At 69.5% G+C, this 15,823-nt stretch carries 12 protein-coding genes and 1 other RNA gene; 8 read left to right on the forward strand and 5 right to left on the reverse strand.

Translation table 11 applies throughout. The features are described from left to right. Positions 1–56 precede the first annotated feature (56 nt). Positions 57–1,139, forward strand: coding sequence for a Zn-dependent alcohol dehydrogenase (locus AC5Y6X_RS13995; RefSeq protein WP_499986984.1), 1,083 nt, complete (start codon positions 57–59; stop codon positions 1,137–1,139). 3 nt (positions 1,140–1,142) lie between these two features. Here AC5Y6X_RS13995 and AC5Y6X_RS14000 read toward each other — a convergent pair whose 3' ends face one another. Both AC5Y6X_RS14000 and AC5Y6X_RS14005 read right to left on the reverse strand, forming a co-directional pair. After that, on the reverse strand, positions 1,143–1,337 hold the full coding sequence (locus AC5Y6X_RS14000; protein WP_499986985.1) for a ferredoxin: 195 nt from the start codon (positions 1,335–1,337) through the stop codon (positions 1,143–1,145). Between the two features lie 73 nt (positions 1,338–1,410). Continuing rightward, positions 1,411–2,580 (reverse strand): cytochrome P450, encoded by a 1,170-nt coding sequence (locus AC5Y6X_RS14005; RefSeq protein ID WP_499986986.1) that lies wholly within the window; start codon positions 2,578–2,580, stop codon positions 1,411–1,413. A gap of 112 nt (positions 2,581–2,692) precedes the next feature. Here AC5Y6X_RS14005 and rnpB point away from each other — a divergent pair. Then, positions 2,693–3,105: RNase P RNA component class A (gene rnpB, locus AC5Y6X_RS14010), an RNA gene on the forward strand. Between the two features lie 79 nt (positions 3,106–3,184). Here rnpB and AC5Y6X_RS14015 read toward each other — a convergent pair. Then, entirely contained in the window at positions 3,185–4,717 is a 1,533-nt protein-coding gene (locus tag AC5Y6X_RS14015; protein ID WP_499986987.1) for a CYTH and CHAD domain-containing protein, read from the reverse strand. Positions 4,718–4,882: 165 nt separating this feature from the next. Between AC5Y6X_RS14015 and AC5Y6X_RS14020 the strand changes: the two genes are divergently transcribed. Further along, positions 4,883–5,269: a hemophore-related protein gene (locus AC5Y6X_RS14020; RefSeq protein ID WP_499986988.1), complete on the forward strand. Its 387-nt coding sequence runs from the start codon at positions 4,883–4,885 to the stop codon at positions 5,267–5,269. Positions 5,270–5,285: 16 nt separating this feature from the next. Then, on the forward strand, positions 5,286–5,588 hold the full coding sequence (locus AC5Y6X_RS14025) for a hypothetical protein (protein WP_499986989.1): 303 nt from the start codon (positions 5,286–5,288) through the stop codon (positions 5,586–5,588). Positions 5,589–5,651: 63 nt separating this feature from the next. On the opposite strand, the gene AC5Y6X_RS14030 is transcribed toward AC5Y6X_RS14025, so the two are convergent. After that, positions 5,652–6,842, reverse strand: coding sequence for a cellulase family glycosylhydrolase (locus tag AC5Y6X_RS14030; protein WP_499987062.1), 1,191 nt, complete (start codon positions 6,840–6,842; stop codon positions 5,652–5,654). Between the two features lie 149 nt (positions 6,843–6,991). Continuing rightward, positions 6,992–7,837 (reverse strand): 3-methyl-2-oxobutanoate hydroxymethyltransferase, encoded by an 846-nt coding sequence (gene panB, locus AC5Y6X_RS14035; RefSeq protein ID WP_499986990.1) that lies wholly within the window; start codon positions 7,835–7,837, stop codon positions 6,992–6,994. A gap of 219 nt (positions 7,838–8,056) precedes the next feature. Between panB and AC5Y6X_RS14040 the strand changes: the two genes are divergently transcribed. The 4 genes from AC5Y6X_RS14040 to AC5Y6X_RS14055 all read left to right on the forward strand — a co-directional run bounded on the left by AC5Y6X_RS14040 (position 8,057) and on the right by AC5Y6X_RS14055 (position 15,789). Further along, the gene (locus AC5Y6X_RS14040) at positions 8,057–9,622 is read left to right on the forward strand and encodes an alpha/beta hydrolase (RefSeq protein ID WP_499986991.1); all 1,566 of its coding nucleotides are present in this window, start codon (positions 8,057–8,059) and stop codon (positions 9,620–9,622) included. A 143-nt stretch (positions 9,623–9,765) separates the two neighbouring features. Continuing rightward, positions 9,766–11,325: an alpha/beta hydrolase gene (locus tag AC5Y6X_RS14045; protein ID WP_499986992.1), complete on the forward strand. Its 1,560-nt coding sequence runs from the start codon at positions 9,766–9,768 to the stop codon at positions 11,323–11,325. Between the two features lie 69 nt (positions 11,326–11,394). Then, on the forward strand, positions 11,395–12,735 hold the full coding sequence (gene glnA, locus AC5Y6X_RS14050; RefSeq protein WP_324678839.1) for a type I glutamate--ammonia ligase: 1,341 nt from the start codon (positions 11,395–11,397) through the stop codon (positions 12,733–12,735). A gap of 51 nt (positions 12,736–12,786) precedes the next feature. Then, positions 12,787–15,789: a bifunctional [glutamine synthetase] adenylyltransferase/[glutamine synthetase]-adenylyl-L-tyrosine phosphorylase gene (locus AC5Y6X_RS14055; RefSeq protein WP_499986993.1), complete on the forward strand. Its 3,003-nt coding sequence runs from the start codon at positions 12,787–12,789 to the stop codon at positions 15,787–15,789. Positions 15,790–15,823: the final 34 nt, after the last annotated feature.

A 15,823-nucleotide genomic window follows, 5' to 3' on the forward strand; every position in this document is an offset into this window, starting at 1 on the left:
CCGCCATCGTAGGTCGCTATGACGCCGATCACACTTTTCCCTCCCCCGAGGGCCCCATGAAGGCCGTCGTGCTGCGCGAGGTCGGCCGGCCCACGGCGGTCGAGGAGCTCGAGCTGCGGCCGGTCGGCCGGCACGAGGTGCGGGTGCAACTTCGCGCCAGCGGCGTGTGCCACAGTGACCTGTCGCTGCGCGACGGGTCGATACCGACGCTGCTGCCGTCGACGCTCGGGCATGAGGGCGCCGGGGTCGTCGCGGAGGCCGGCGCCGACGTCAGCACCGTGCGCCCGGGCGACCACGTGGTGCTGACGTGGAACGTGCCCTGCCGGTCGTGTCCGCATTGCCTGCGCGGCGAGGCCCAGCTGTGCGCGCACGGCTACGACCACGCCTACGGCGATCCGTACGCCGAAAGCGGCGGCGGGCCGGTGTGGCCCGGGATGGGTGTCGGGTCGCTGGCCGAGCAGACGCTGCTGCCGGCGGCCGCGGTGGTGCCGGTGGACGAGTCGCTGCCGTTCGACCTTGCGGCGCTGCTGGGCTGCGGCGTCACCACCGGGGTTGGCGCGGTGATGCGCACCGCGGGTGTGCGCCCGGGCGAGAGTGTGCTCGTAATCGGTTGCGGCGGTGTGGGTTTGGCCGTGATCCAGGGGGCGCGGCTGGCCGGTGCGGGGCGGATCATCGCCGCCGACCGGGTCGCCGGCCAACTTCCCGCCGCCGTGGCCAACGGCGCGACCGACACCGTCGACGCCGGCGAGGCCGACGTCGTCGCCGCGGTGCACGACCTCACCGGGGGTGCCGGGGTCGATCACGGAATCGAGGTGGTGGGCAAGCCCGCCACGATGCGCGCCGCTTACGAGGCCACCCGCCGCGGCGGCAAGGTCACGCTGGTGGGCGCCGCCGGGATTGCGGAGGAGGTGACGTTTCCCGCGCTGTCGCTGATGGCCGACGGCAAGGCGATCCAGGGCAGTGTCTACGGCGCCAGCGACCCGGCGCGCGATATCCCGGTGCTCGCCGAGCTGGCCCGACGCGGCCGGCTCGACCTCGAAGCGCTGGTGACGCGACGGATCGGCATCGAGGACGTCGAGGCGGCGTTCACCGACATGACCGCCGGGCGCGGGGCGCGCAGCGTCGTCTGCTTTGCGTAATCCCTAGCGGGACAGGGTGATTGCCCGCTCGGGGCAGTTCTGCTCGCCGATGGCGGCCTGCGCCTCGAGTTCGCCCGAGACCTCCTCGGCGAGCACGACGCAGTGACCGACCTCGTCGGCGTCGTACACGTCGGGCGCCAGGGTGTAGCAGCGACCGTGCCCGGTGCAGCGTTCGGGGTCGACGGACACGCGAGTCATTTGCGCCGCTCTCCCCCGCAAGCGGGAGGTGCCCCCACCTCATCGCTGCATACCAAATTGTCGCCGGCGCGGGTCATGAAACCGGGAACACCAACGGCAGCGACTCCACCGACCGCAGCGCAGCGGTATACGTCAACCGCGCGCCGGGCTTGATCTCGTAATCCGGTATCCGGCGGTGGAATTCGCGCAGCGCCACCCGCAGCTCCATGCGGGCCAAATGCGATCCGAGGCAGCGGTGCGGCCCGCCGCCGAACGCGCGGTGCCGGTTGGGGCTGCGGTTGAAGTCGACCAGCTCCGGGTCGGGGAACTCGGCCGGGTCGGTGTTCGCCGCGCCCAGCAACGGGCTGACCCGTTCGCCCTTGCTGATCGGGCAACCACCGACCTCGGTGTCCTGCACGCAGACCCGGGCGACGCCGGGAACCGGTGTCTCCCAGCGCAACAACTCCTCGATGGCGCCGGGCAGGATGTCGGGCTGCTCGACGAGCTGTCGCCGGTGTTCGGGATGGCGCGCCAGGTAGACGAAGAAGCAGTCCAGCGAGTCGGTCACCGTGTCGAGGCCCGCGATCAGGAACAGGAAGCAGATGTCGAGCAGCTCCTCGCGCGACAGCGGCTGACCCTCGATTCTCGCCGCGATCATCGCCGACAGCACGTCGTCGCGGGGGCTGGCGATGTGGTCGTCGATGGCGCGCTCGAAGTAGGCGTAGATCTGTTGCGCCGTGGGCGCCGAGGTCTCGTGGCGGCGGTCGAAGCCGGAGTCGCCCTCGGGGCGGATGATGCCGTCCTTCCACACCAGGAACTGGTCGAGGTCCTCCAGCGGCAGGCCGAGCAATTGCAGGAAGACGGTGCAGGGCAGGGGAACCGCGAACTCCTCGTGGAAGTCGCACTCGCCCCGGCCGGCGAAGCGGTCGATCATCTCGTTGACCAGCTCGGTGACACGCGGTTCCCGTCGGGCCATCTCCCGCGGGGTGAACAGCGGATCGAGGATGCGGCGGTACTTCGCGTGCTCGGGCGGGTCGATCTGCAGGGGGATCATCGGTCGCACGTTGCCCAGATCGACCGCGTCCATGTTCGACGAAAACAGCTCGGTGTGCTTGAGTGCCATCTCGATGTCGGCCAGCCGGCTGAGCACGACCGCCTGCGGCGACCGGAACACCGGGGTCGATTCCCGCAGCGCCTTGTACATCGGCTGTGGCTCCGCGAGACCCATCACCGTCTGGTCGACGAACCCTTCGGTTTCTGTCATGCGGTCAGCGTGACACCAACGTCACTAATTAGGCAATGATTGAATCATTGCGTAAATGGCCGAACGCCGCTGGCCAGCGGATTCCGCAGCGGGTACCGTGGATCGTCGCGGACGAGTTGGCCGGGCGACCGCGGCTCGGGCCGGTCTGAGACCGGGTCGAGTCGAGGAAAGTCCGGACTTCACAGAGCAGGGTGATTGCTAACGGCAATCCGAGGTGACTCGCGGGAAAGTGCCACAGAAAACAGACCGCCACCCTCGCGGTGGTAAGGGTGAAACGGTGCGGTAAGAGCGCACCAGCATTCCGGGTGACCGGAATGGCTCGGCAAACCCCACCCGAAGCAAGGCCAAGAAGGCCGCACGCAAGTGCGGCCGCGCAGGCGTCCGAGGGTTGCTCGCCCGAGCCTGCGGGTAGGCCGCTCGAGGCACCCGGTGACGGTGTGTCCAGATGGATGGTCGCCGCCCCGCCGCCGCTGCTCAAGCCGCAGCGGCGGGGAACAGAATCCGGCTTACAGGCCAACTCGTCCGCCCCTTGCCGAGCAGACGCGAAAGCACCCGACACGCCGGGCGTGCGGGTGCTTTCGCGTCTGCTCGCCGGCCTATGGGCTCAGTCCCGGGCCTTGCGCACCGCCTTGGCGAGCCTGCGCAGCGCGTCGTCGAGCTGCTGTCGGCAGCTCTCCGCCAGGTCGGCCTCCTGCTGGTACAGCAGGCCGTAGGTGAAGGTGTCCTCGCCGGCGACGTGTGCGGCGTGGGCCTGGTGGTCCAGGTGCTCGCGGCTGACCACGCTGTCCTGGTGGTCGCCGAGCAGCGTCTGGATGGCCTTGGCCTGCCGCGACACCTCGTCGACGCCGGTGGCCGCCGCGATGTAGCGAAGTCGCTTGGCGCGCTTGCGGATCCGGTGCAGCGCCTCGTCGCGGTGGTGCTCGTACTCCTGGTCGGTCTGGTCGACCTGGTCCAGTTTGGCGGCAGCGTTCGCCGCCTTGCGGACCTTTTTGTAGGCGCCGTCGATGGTCACCGTCGGTGACGGCTTACCGGCCGTGGGAACCGGGATTTCGGCCACCACCGCATCGAGGGCGTCGAGCAGGCGGAAGTATCGCTGCGAGCGCATCGCGATCAGCGACCGGCGTAACCCCGTCTGGTAGCGCCGCCGGGCGCCCTCCACCAGACGCTCCCAAATCGGCCCGCGCACCAGCTCCGGCGTCAGCCGGCTCAGCGCCTGCTCGTAGCGCTGCCCGAGCACCTCGGCGTCGCGCGCCACGCCCAGAACGGTTGCCAGCTCGCGCAATTCATCCAGGATCCAGGCGCCGTCGGACAACCCGAACGCGTCCTGCGACTCCCGCAGCAGGCTGCGGATCTTGCGGGTGGTCACCCGCATCTGGTGCACGGCGTCGTCGACGTCGGCGCGCACCGCGCGGTCCCACGCCAACAGCTCGTCGACCTGCTCGGCCACCGCGCGGTGCACCGGGTCCTGGGGACGGGTGTCGTTGGCGGGCACGTCGAGCACGCGTGCCAGCTTCGAGCCGTGCCCGGCCGGTGCGGCGCCCGCGTCGAGCAGCCGATTGCTCAACCGGCTCAACAACGCGGTGTCGGCGGTGCCGTTCCCGGCGACGAGTTCGAGTTCCCACTCGCGCCACTCCTGTTCGGCCGGGGCCGATCCGGCGCCCGCGGCGCCACCCGACCAGGCGGTGACCTGGTCGTTGCTGAACTCGGCCAGCGCGGTGCCGTCGGCGCCGTACAGCAACTGGGTTTCCCGCTCGGTGCTGATGCGCGCGACCGGCTCCACCCGCCGATCCCGAACGATCGCCAGCACGACGTCGAGCAGCTCGCCCGGCACGGTGTCTTCGGCGCCGGAAGTGCCCAGCGGCACCCGGATCTCGGTGCGGGCGTCGGGTCCGGCCGGCAGCTTCAGGTGCCACCCCGCGTCGTGGCCACCCGTGCGGCGCCGCAGCGTGATCCGGTGCCGCGCCAGGTCGTGCGACGGCGTGTCGAAGTACACCGCGTCCAGGGATTGGGTCGGGGACTTCTCGACGCGAGCCACGGCCGCGATGCCCTCGAACGACGGTGACACCGTGGAGTCGACGACGTCGAACTTGCGCTCAACCTCCAGATAGCGGGAGGTGTTTTGCGCTTCTGCAGGCATTCTCGGCTCCGTCGAGGTTGGTGGTCGGGCACACACAGATTGCCACACCGAGTAAGGAGTTGGCGGCGATCATCGGTCGCGGTGGCCCGAGATCTGCTTAGCTTGAGCCGGGCGACGACCGCCGTCGGGCGCGGTCGGTTTGATCAGTGAAAGAAGGAGCCGACGATGTTCCTCTCAGACGTCATTTCACGCCGGGTGGTGATCGGCGCGATCGGCGCCGGCGCCGTTGCCGGCGCGCTGCTGTGCGCCGCCCCGGGGACCGCCGCCGCCGACACCCCGCCCCGGCCGCCCAACTGCACGGCCGCGGACGTCGCCGGTGTCGCGGCCGGTGTGGCGACCGCACTCTCGACCTACCTGTTCACGCACCCCGACGTGAACGGCTTCTACACCGGTCTGCAGGACCGGCCCAAAGATCAGATCCGCGACGATGTGCAGAACTACTTCGCCGCCAACCCGCAAGAGCAAGCCGACCTCGAGAACATCCGGCAGCCCCTGACCGACATCCGGCAGCGTTGCCAGTGGACTCCACTAATTCAGGGCGCCACACCCTGAGCGAAAGGGGATTGCGATGAAGCTGTGGGCGCGGTCCTGCACCGCCGCGGGGATAACGGTGTTGGCTCTGACGTCGATTCCCGAGATCTATGCCGTCGTGCAGCCGTCCGGGGTGGCCCACGCCGACGTCTGTGCCAGCGTCGGCAGGCGGGTCTCGGTCAGCGGATGCACCAATGTCGCCGACACGGTCAACACCTATGTCCCGCCGCCGGCCGACTATGCGCCGCTGCCGCAGGACTTTCCGCCGCCGCCACCCCCGCCGCCGGTCAGCGTCTGCGTGGGAGCCGGCCGGCGAATCCATGTCAGCGGGTGCACGTAAGCGGCTATCAATCCCGGGATAACATCCATGGGAGCCGTAATGCGCTCCCGCGCTCAAGCAGCCCTACGGGTTGAGGTGCATCGCCAGGCCGTTCAGTTGACGAATGGTTTGGATTTCTTCGTCCTGAAACGGCCGTCCGTCGGGTTGAAGCAGATCGTGAAACCAGACATCCGGAATCGCCGGGTACGGGTGGTCCCACGAGTCCCAGGGGAGGTAGGTCTGAGTCTTCCCCGCGACGAGTCCCCAATTGATTGCACCAACCTTGTAGCGCTTGGCAATTGGCAGGATCTGCGCAACGGTGCTGCCCAGGGGCCGGGCCAGGTACTCGGTGCAGAGGATCGGTCGGTCGCCTGAGGCGAGATCGTCGATGCGCTTCTCGAAGTCCGCCGGTTCGCCGTAGGAGTGGAACGTTAGCACGTCGGAGTTGTCGAGCTGAATGCGGCTGATGGCGCTGGTGCTTCCTGCGTCCGGCCATTCGCCCTGCCACACGGCGCTCGTCAGCGGTTGAACGGGATCGACCGAACGTGCCCACGCGAACACCTGCGGAAGCAGGTCCGCGACCAGCTGCGCCTTGTCCGGCCTCTCGACGGACGCATAGTGGCGGGAGGGATTGTCGGGCTCGTTCCACAGGTCCCACCCCAAAACCCGGTCGTCATTGCGGAATTGGGTCAGCACGCCCGTCACATAGTCACGCAGCGTACCGAGGTAGGCGCGGTCGCCGAGGCGCTCGGCGCCCGGACTTTGCACCCAGCCCGAGTTATGGACGCCGGGCGTCGGGGCGCGCTGCGGGCCAGCTTTCGGGAACGGGTCCCAGCAGGAGTCGAGCAAGACGAAGAGCGGTTTGATGCCGTGGTCGGCCGCGATGGCGACGAACTGGGCCAATCGGGCTTGGAACCCACGCTGATCCTCGGCCCAGAGCTGGTCGTGCAGAAACACCCGCACGGTGTTGAATCCGGCGGACCGGGCCCAGCCCAACTCGAGATAGATGCGCAGTGGGTTGAAGGTGTCACGCTGGAACATCTCCAGCTGGTTGACGGCGTTCGACGTGACGTAGTTAGCGCCGACGAGCCAGCCTTGCGCTCGATACCAGTGGTCGGCGCGGTCGGTTGACCAGCGGCTCGACTCCGGCGGGTCGAGGGGCGGTCGCGCACCGGCGCGAGGCGCTCGCGCGAGGGCGGTGCCTCCTGCCAGAAGCAGCGGCAACTTCAACACCGCCCGGCGGCCTACGAAGCCACCACCAGTGCTGCTGACGATGTGTTGAACCCCCGCCCACGGAGTAGCGATTGTATATAGAAGGATCGTACCAGTTGTCACACAACAGTTTTCGGTAAATCGGTGCTGCGATGGCGTTCGCGACCCGACGAACCTGGCATGCCCAGTGTCGTCGTGTGACGCGCGAGCGCTCAGAAGCAGTGTTCGTCGGCCGGGAATACCCCGCCGGCCACTTCTTCCGCGTATTGCGTTGCGGCGCGGCGTAATTCAGCGCCCACGTCGGCGAACCGCTTGACGAAGCGGGCGGTCTTGCCGCCGCTCATGCCGGCCATGTCCTGCCAGACCAGCACCTGCGCGTCGCAGTTGGGGCCGGCGCCGATCCCGACCGTCGGAATGGTCAGCTTGCCGGTGATCTGGGTGGCCAGCTCCGCCGGCACCATCTCCATCACGACGGAGAACGCCCCGGCCTCGGCGACGGCGATGGCGTCCGCGATGGTCTGTTCGGCGGCGTCGCCGCGGCCCTGCACCCGGAACCCGCCGAGGCCGTTGACGCTTTGCGGCGTGAAGCCGATGTGCGCCATCACCGGGATGCCGGCCGCGGTCAGGCAGGCGATCTGCTCGGCCACCCGCTCGCCGCCCTCGAGCTTGACGGCGTGCGCGCCGCCCTCCTTCATGAACCGGGTGGCGGCGGCCAGGGCGGCGGCGGGTCCGGCTTCGTAGCTGCCGAACGGCAGGTCGGCGACGACCAGGGCGTGCGGCGCGCCGCGGACCACGCCGCGCACCAGCGGGATGAGCTCGTCGATCGAGACGGGCACGGTGGTGTCGTAGCCGTAGACGACGTTGGCGGCCGAGTCGCCGACCAGCAGCACGGGGATGCCGGCCTCGTCGAAGATGCGGGCGGTCGAATAGTCGTAGGCCGTGAGCATGGCCCACTTGTGGCCTTCGGCCTTCATTTTCTGCAGGTGGTGGGTGCGGATCTTGGTGCGCGGTTTGGCGTGAGCGGACGAATCGGCGCCGTAGATATTCTGATCAGACATCATTGTCCCTGGTAGTGGTCTGGTCGATCCTCGTGGCCCTGGCGGGTCCCCGGGTTCGTCTGACCCTGGTGATTCTGCCATCCCGGCCGCGCAATTGCACCGGCGGTGTGACACATACCATTGGCGCCCTGGCCGGCAATCCGTTTGCTGCCGCCGGGCAGCCGGCCGCCGTCGGCCGCCGAGCGGGCACCCGGCTCTGCTCTGGCAGCATATGTTGGCATGGGGTTGTTTCGCCGCGACGGGATCGCGCGCTCGCTGCTGATCTGGACGGCGATTGCTGCCGTGGCGCTCGTGCTCGCCGGCTGCGTCCGCGTTGTGGGTGGGCGTCCGGTCATGGCCGGACCGAAGCTGGGCCAGCCGATCGAGTGGACGCCGTGCCGCTCCTCCAACCCGAAGGCGAAGATCCCCGCCGGCGCGCTGTGCGGCAAGCTGGCCGTGCCGGTCGACTACAACGCTCCCAACGGTCCCGACGGCGACGTCGCGACCCTGGCGCTGATTCGCTTCCCCGCGACGGGGGACAAGCTCGCCTCGTTGGTGATCAACCCCGGCGGCCCCGGCGAGTCGGGTATCGAGGCCGCGCTGGGCCTCGTCCAGACGCTGCCGAAGCGGGTGCGCGAGCGGTTCGACCTGATCGGGTTCGACCCGCGCGGGGTGGCGTCGTCGCGGCCGGCGCTGTGGTGCAACTCGGACGCCGACAACGACCGGCTGCGGACGGAACCGAACGTCGACTACAGCCCGGCGGGCGTCGCGCACATCGAGGACGAGACCAAGCAGTTCGTCGGCCGCTGCGTCGACAAGATGGGCAAGAACTTTCTGGCGAATGTCGGCACCGTCAACGTCGCAAAGGATCTCGACGCCATTCGCAAGGCGGTGGGCGACGACAAGCTGACCTACCTCGGATACTCGTACGGCACCCGGATCGGCTCGGCCTACGCGGAGGCCTTCCCGCAGAACGTGCGGGCGATGATCCTCGACGGCGCCGTCGACCCCAACGCCGACCAGGTCGAGGCGGACCTGCGTCAGGCCAAGGGATTCCAGGACGCGTTCAACTCCTACGCCGCGGAGTGCGCCAAGCAGCCCAACTGCCCGCTGGGCACCGACCCGGCCAAGGCCGTCGACGTCTACCACAGCCTGGTCGACCCGATGGTCGACCCGAACAACCCGCTGATCGGCCGGCCGGTGCCCACCAACGACCCGCGTGGGCTCAGCTACAGCGACGCCATCGTGGGCACCATCATGGCGCTGTACTCGCCGACCCTGTGGCACCACCTGACCGACGGCCTGAGCGAGCTGGTCGACCACCACGGGGACACCCTGCTCGCCCTGGCCGACATGTACATGCGCCGCGACCAGCACGGCCACTACACCAATGCCACCGACGCGCGGGTGGCGATCAATTGCGTTGACCAGCCGCCGATTACGGACCGGGCCAAGGTGATCGACGAGGACCGGCGCTCCCGGGAGATCGCCCCGTTCATGAGCTACGGCAAGTTCACCGGCGACGCACCGCTGGGAACCTGCGCGTTCTGGCCGGTGCCGCCCACCACCAAGCCGCATGCCGTCTCCGCGCCGGGCCTGGCGCCAACCGTTGTGGTGTCGACGACCCACGATCCGGCGACGCCGTACAAGGCCGGGGTCGATCTGGCCAGTCAGCTGCGCGGCTCGCTGCTGACCTACGACGGCACCCAGCACACCGTCGTCTTCCAGGGGGACAGCTGCGTCGACGACTACGTGACGGCGTATCTGATCGGAGGCACCACGCCGCCCAGCGGCGCAAAGTGTTGACGCCTGGGGCGTCGTCGAGCGTGAAACTGTTGCGAAAACCCGGCCGGGATTTCGCAACCACTTCACTCTCGGCGCAATGATGTTGGCGCCTGAGATCAAGGCGTGACCGTTTCGCGCCTCCACGGGTATTCGTGGATGCAACGATGACAGCCATGTCGCGCCGCAGACCGTTGAGCTCGGCGCTGTTGTCGTTGGGACTGTTGGTCGCGGGCCAATCGCCGGTGGCCGGCGCGACCCCGGAACCGGGCGCGGGCCAGACCCCGAGCCCGGCCCCGCCGCCGGTTGCCGCGCCGCCGCAGAGCTGGGGCGGCTGCGGCCCGTTCGACATCGACACCAGCGACATCCCCGCCGCCAAGTGCACCACGGTGGCCGTCCCGGTCGACTACAACAATCCCGGTGGGCCGCAAGCGAAGCTGGCCGTGATCCGGGTGCCCGCGACCGGCCAGCGGATCGGGTCGCTGCTGATCAATCCGGGCGGACCGGGGGCGTCCGCCGTCGACATGGTCGCCGCGATGGCGTCCGACCTGCAGGGCACCGACATCACCCGCCACTTCGATCTGGTGGGGTTCGACCCGCGCGGGGTGGGTCACTCGACCCCGGCGCTGCGGTGTCGCACCGGCGCCGAGTTCGACGCCTTCCGCACCGAGCCGATGGTCGACTACAGCCCGGCCGGCGTGGCGCACATCGAGCAGCTCTACCGGCAGCTGGCCCAGCAGTGCGTCAACCGGATGGGCACCGGGTTCCTGGCCAACATCGGCACCGCGTCGGTGGCCCGCGACATGGACCTGGTCCGTCAGGCGTTGGGGGACAACCAGATCAACTACCTCGGCTACAGCTACGGCACCGAGATCGGCACCGCGTACCTCGAGAAGTTCGGTGACCACGTGCGCACGATGGTGCTCGACGGCGCGATCGATCCGACCGTCGGCCCGGTCCAGGAGAACATCAACCAAATGGCGGGATTCCAAACCGCTTTCAACGACTACGCCGCCGACTGTGCCCGGTCGAAAGCCTGCCCGCTGGGCACCGACCCGACCCAATTCGTCAACCGGTACCACGCGCTGGTGGACCCGCTGGTCGCCAAGCCGGCCCGCACGTCGGACCCGCGCGGCCTGAGCTACGCCGACGCGACCACCGGCACCATCAACGCGCTCTACACCCCGCAGCACTGGAAGTACCTGACCAGTGGCCTGCTCGGGCTGCAGCGCGGCACCGATCCCGGCGACCTGCTGGCGCTCGCCGACGATTACGAAGGTCGTGATAAAAACGGCCACTACGACAACGACCAGGACGTGTTCAACGCGGTCCGGTGCGTCGACGCGCCGACGCCCACCGACGCGGCTAGCTGGGTGGCCGCCGACCAACAGATCCGTCAGGCCGCGCCGTTCCTGAGCTACGGGCAGTTCACCGGGAACGCCCCGCGCGACCTGTGCGCCCTGTGGCCGGTGCCCCCCACGTCGACGCCGCACAGCGCGGCGCCGGTCGCCGCGGGCAAGGCCGTCGTCGTATCGACCACCCACGACCCCGCCACGCCGTATCAGGCCGGGGTGAATCTGGCCCGCCAGCTGGGCGCCCCGTTGATCACCTACGACGGAACCCAGCACACCGCGGTGTTCAACGGTGACCAGTGCGTCGACACGGCGGTGACGCGCTATTTCGTCGCGGGGACGCCGCCGCCCGCCGCCCTGCGCTGCCAGTCCTGAGCGGTCCGCAACGGTTCTGAGCGGCCATCGGTAACACAGAATTAACAGCCGTTGCCTAGGGTTCGGGGTATGGATCGCCAGAAGGAATTCGTCCTCCGCACCCTCGAGGAACGGGACATCCGCTTCGTGCGGCTCTGGTTCACCGATGTGCTCGGCTTCCTCAAGTCGGTCGCCATCGCCCCGGCCGAGCTCGAGGGCGCCTTCGAGGAGGGCATCGGCTTCGATGGATCGTCAATCGAGGGCTTCTCGCGCGTTTCGGAATCCGACACCGTCGCCAACCCGGATCCGTCGAGCTTCCAGGTGCTGCCCTGGGCCACATCGTCCGGCCATCACCACTCGGCGCGGATGTTCTGCGACATCACCATGCCGGACGGGTCGCCGTCGTGGGCGGACCCGCGGCACGTGCTGCGGCGGCAGCTGCAGAAGGCCAACGACCTGGGCTTTTCCTGCTACGTGCATCCCGAGATCGAATTCTTCCTGCTGGAGCCCGGTCCCAACGACGGGTCGCGGCCCATTCCCGTCGACAACGCCGGCTACTTCGACCAGGCGGTGCACGATTCCGCGTCGAACTTCCGCCGGGAAGCCATCGACGCCCTCGAGTTCATGGGCATCTCGGTGGAGTTCAGCCACCACGAGGGGGCGCCCGGCCAGCAGGAGATCGACCTGCGCTTCGCCGACGCGCTGTCGATGGCCGACAACGTCATGACCTTCCGCTACGTCATCAAGGAGGTCGCGATCGAGAACGGCGCGCGCGCGTCGTTCATGCCCAAGCCGTTCGCGGAACACCCCGGCTCGGCCATGCACACCCACATGAGCCTGTTCGAGGGCGACGTCAACGCCTTCCACAGCGCCGACGATCCGCTGCAGCTGTCGGATGTGGGCAAGTCGTTCATCGCCGGAATCCTGGAGCACGCCTCCGAGATCAGCGCGGTCACCAACCAATGGGTCAACTCCTACAAGCGGCTGGTGCAGGGCGGCGAGGCGCCCACCGCCGCGTCGTGGGGCGCGGCCAACCGCTCGGCCCTGGTGCGGGTGCCGATGTACACGCCGCACAAGACGTCGTCGCGACGGGTCGAGGTGCGCAGCCCCGACTCGGCCTGCAACCCGTACCTGACCTTCGCCGTGCTGCTGGCCGCCGGGCTGCGCGGGGTGGAGAAGGGCTACGTGCTGGGGCCGCAGGCCGAGGACAACGTCTGGGACCTCACCGCGGAAGAACGCCGCGCCATGGGCTACCGCGAGCTGCCGACCAGCCTGGACAGCGCGCTTCGCTGCATGGAGGCCTCTGAGCTGGTCGCGGAAGCGTTGGGGGAGCACGTGTTTGACTTCTTCCTGCGCAACAAGCGCACGGAGTGGGCGAACTACCGCAGCCACGTCACGCCCTACGAGCTGAGCACCTACCTGTCGCTCTGACGCATACAGCCCGCGGGCCGGTCCGAAGGGTCGGCGCGTTGCGCTACCGTCTTGATCGTGACCAAACCCGCGACGCAGCGCCCCCGGCTGCCCAGCGTCGGCCGGCTCGGGTTGGTCGATCCCTCGGCGGGTGAGCGGCTGGAGCGGCTGGGCTGGTATGACCGCGACGACCAGGCCTACATCGACCGGTTGTGGGCGTTGTCGCGCGCGCCGGACCCCGACGCCGTGCTGCGGGCGCTGATTCGGCTGTCGGAGAACGCCGAGGCCGATTGGGACGAGCTCAACGCCGGGTTGCTCAAAGAGCGTCCCCTGCGCGGGCGCCTGTTCGCCGTCCTGGGCTCGTCGCTGGCCCTCGGGGATCACCTGGCCGCCCATCCGCAGTCCTGGAAGCTGCTGCGGGGCAAGGCCAAACTGCCCAATCGCGACGAGCTGCAGCAGGCGTTCACCGAGTGCGTCGAAGAGGCGCTGGCCGAGCCGGGTTCGGGGCCCGGTTCGGTGGTTTCGCGACTGCGCACCTGCTACCGCGACCAGCTGCTGCTGCTGGCCGCGCTCGACGTGGCCGCGACCGTCGAAGACGAGCCGGTGCTGCCGTTCCCCGTGGTCGGCGCCCAGCTGGCCGACCTTGCGGACGCCGCGCTGGCGGCCGCGCTGCGGGTGGCCGAGGCGACCGTGTGCGGTGACCGCACGCCACCGCGGCTGGCGGTCATCGCGATGGGCAAATGCGGTGCCCGCGAACTGAACTACGTCAGCGACGTCGACGTCATCTTCGTCGCCGAGCGCGCCGACACGATCAGCACCCGGGTGGCCGGCGAGATGATGCGGGTCGCCGGTGATGCGTTTTTCACGGTGGACGCCGGTCTGCGGCCCGAGGGTCGCAGCGGTGAACTGGTCCGCACCCTCGAGTCGCACGTCGCGTACTACCAGCGCTGGGCGAAGACCTGGGAGTTCCAGGCGCTGCTGAAGGCCCGGGCGGCCGCGGGCGACGCCGAACTGGGCGAGGCCTACCTGACCGCGCTGATGCCCATGGTCTGGGCCGCCTGCGAGCGCGAGGATTTCGTCGTCGAGGTCCAGGCAATGCGGCGCCGGGTGGAGGAGCTGGTGCCGTCCGATGTGCGGGGCCGCGAGCTCAAGCTCGGCAGCGGCGGGCTGCGCGACGTCGAGTTCGCCGTGCAGCTGCTGCAGCTGGTGCACGGCCGCAACGACGAGTCGTTGCGGGTGGCCTCCACGGTGGACGCGCTGGCCGCGTTGGGCGAGGGCGCCTACGTCGGGCGCGAGGACTCCGCGAACCTGACGGCCTCGTATGAGTTTCTCCGGCTGCTCGAGCACCGGCTGCAGCTGCAACGGCTCAAGCGCACCCATCTGCTGCCCGAGGCCGACGACGAGGAGGCGGTGCGCTGGCTGGCGCGCGCGGCGCACATCCGCCCCGACGGCCGCCACGACGCGGCGGGCGTGCTGCGCGAGGAGCTCAAGCACCAGAACCTGCGGGTGTCGCAGCTGCACGCCAAGCTCTTCTACCAACCGCTGCTCGAGTCGATCGGCCCGGCCGGCCTGGAGATCGCCCACGGCATGACACCGGAGGCCGCCGAGCGGCAGCTGGCCGCGCTGGGCTACGAGGGGCCGCAGACCGCGCTCAAGCACATGTCCGCGTTGGTCAACCAGAGCGGCCGGCGCGGCCGGGTGCAGTCGGTGCTGCTGCCGCGGCTGCTGAACTGGATGTCGTATGCCCCCGATCCCGACGGCGGGCTGCTGGCCTACCGGCGGCTGTCCGAGGCGCTGGCCGCCGAAACCTGGTACCTGTCCACGCTGCGGGACCAGCCCGCGGTGGCCCGCCGGCTCATGCATGTGCTGGGGACCTCCGCGTACGTGCCGGACCTGCTGATGCGCGCGCCCCGGGTGATCGAGGATTACAGCGACGGGCCGCTCGGCCCGAAGCTGCTCGAGACCGACGCCGACGCGGTGGCCCGAGCCTTGGTCGCCTCCGCCGCCCGCCACCCCGACCCGGTGCGGGCGATCGCCGCCGCGCGCTCGCTGCGCCGTCGGGAGCTGGCCCGCATCGGCTCCGCCGACCTGCTCGGCCTGCTCGATGTCACCGACGTGTGCAAGGCGCTCACCTCGGTATGGGTGGCCGTGCTGCAGGCCGCCTTGGACGCGCTGATCCGGGCCAACATGCCCGACGACGGTCGGGGAGAAGCGCCGGCGGCCATCGCCGTCATCGGCATGGGGCGGCTGGGCGGCGCCGAGCTGGGTTACGGCTCGGACGCCGACGTGATGTTCGTCTGCGAGCCGGCCGCCGGCGTCGAGGACTCCGACGCGGTGAAATGGGCCACGTCGATCGCCGAGCAGGTTCGGGCGCTGCTGGGGACGCCCAGCGTCGACCCGCCGCTGGACGTCGACGCCAACCTGCGGCCCGAGGGCCGCAACGGCCCGCTGGTCCGCACCCTGGGGTCGTATGCCGCCTACTACGAGCAGTGGGCGCAGCCGTGGGAGATCCAGGCCCTGCTGCGCGCGCACGCGGTCGCCGGCGACGCGGACCTGGGCCGACGATTCCTGCTGATGGCCGACCAGACGCGCTATCCGTCCGACGGTGTGTCGGCCGAGGCGGTGCGCGAGATCCGCCGCATCAAGGCCCGGGTGGACTCCGAGCGGTTGCCGCGCGGCGCCGACCCCAACACGCACACCAAGCTGGGGCGCGGGGGACTGGCCGACATCGAATGGACCGTGCAGCTGCTGCAGCTGCAGCACGCGCACGAGGTGCCGGCCCTGCACAACACCTCGACGCTGGAATCGCTGGGCGCGGCCGCCGCGGCCGACCTGATTTCGGAGGAGGACGCGGAGCTGCTGCGGCACGCCTGGCTGACCGCCACCCGGGCCCGCAACGCGCTGGTGCTGGTCCGCGGCAAGCCCACCGACCAGCTGCCGGGACCCGGGCGTCAGCTCAACGCGGTCGCGGTCGCGGCGGGCTGGGGGACGGACGACGGCAGCGAGTTCCTGGACAACTATCTGCGGGTGACCAGGCGCGCAAAGGCGGTCGTACGCAAGGTGTTCGGCAGTTGAGTTCGGACACCGGCGCGTTCAATGGCAACTTCGA

The organism is Mycobacterium sp. NGS26 (genome assembly GCF_059813025.1).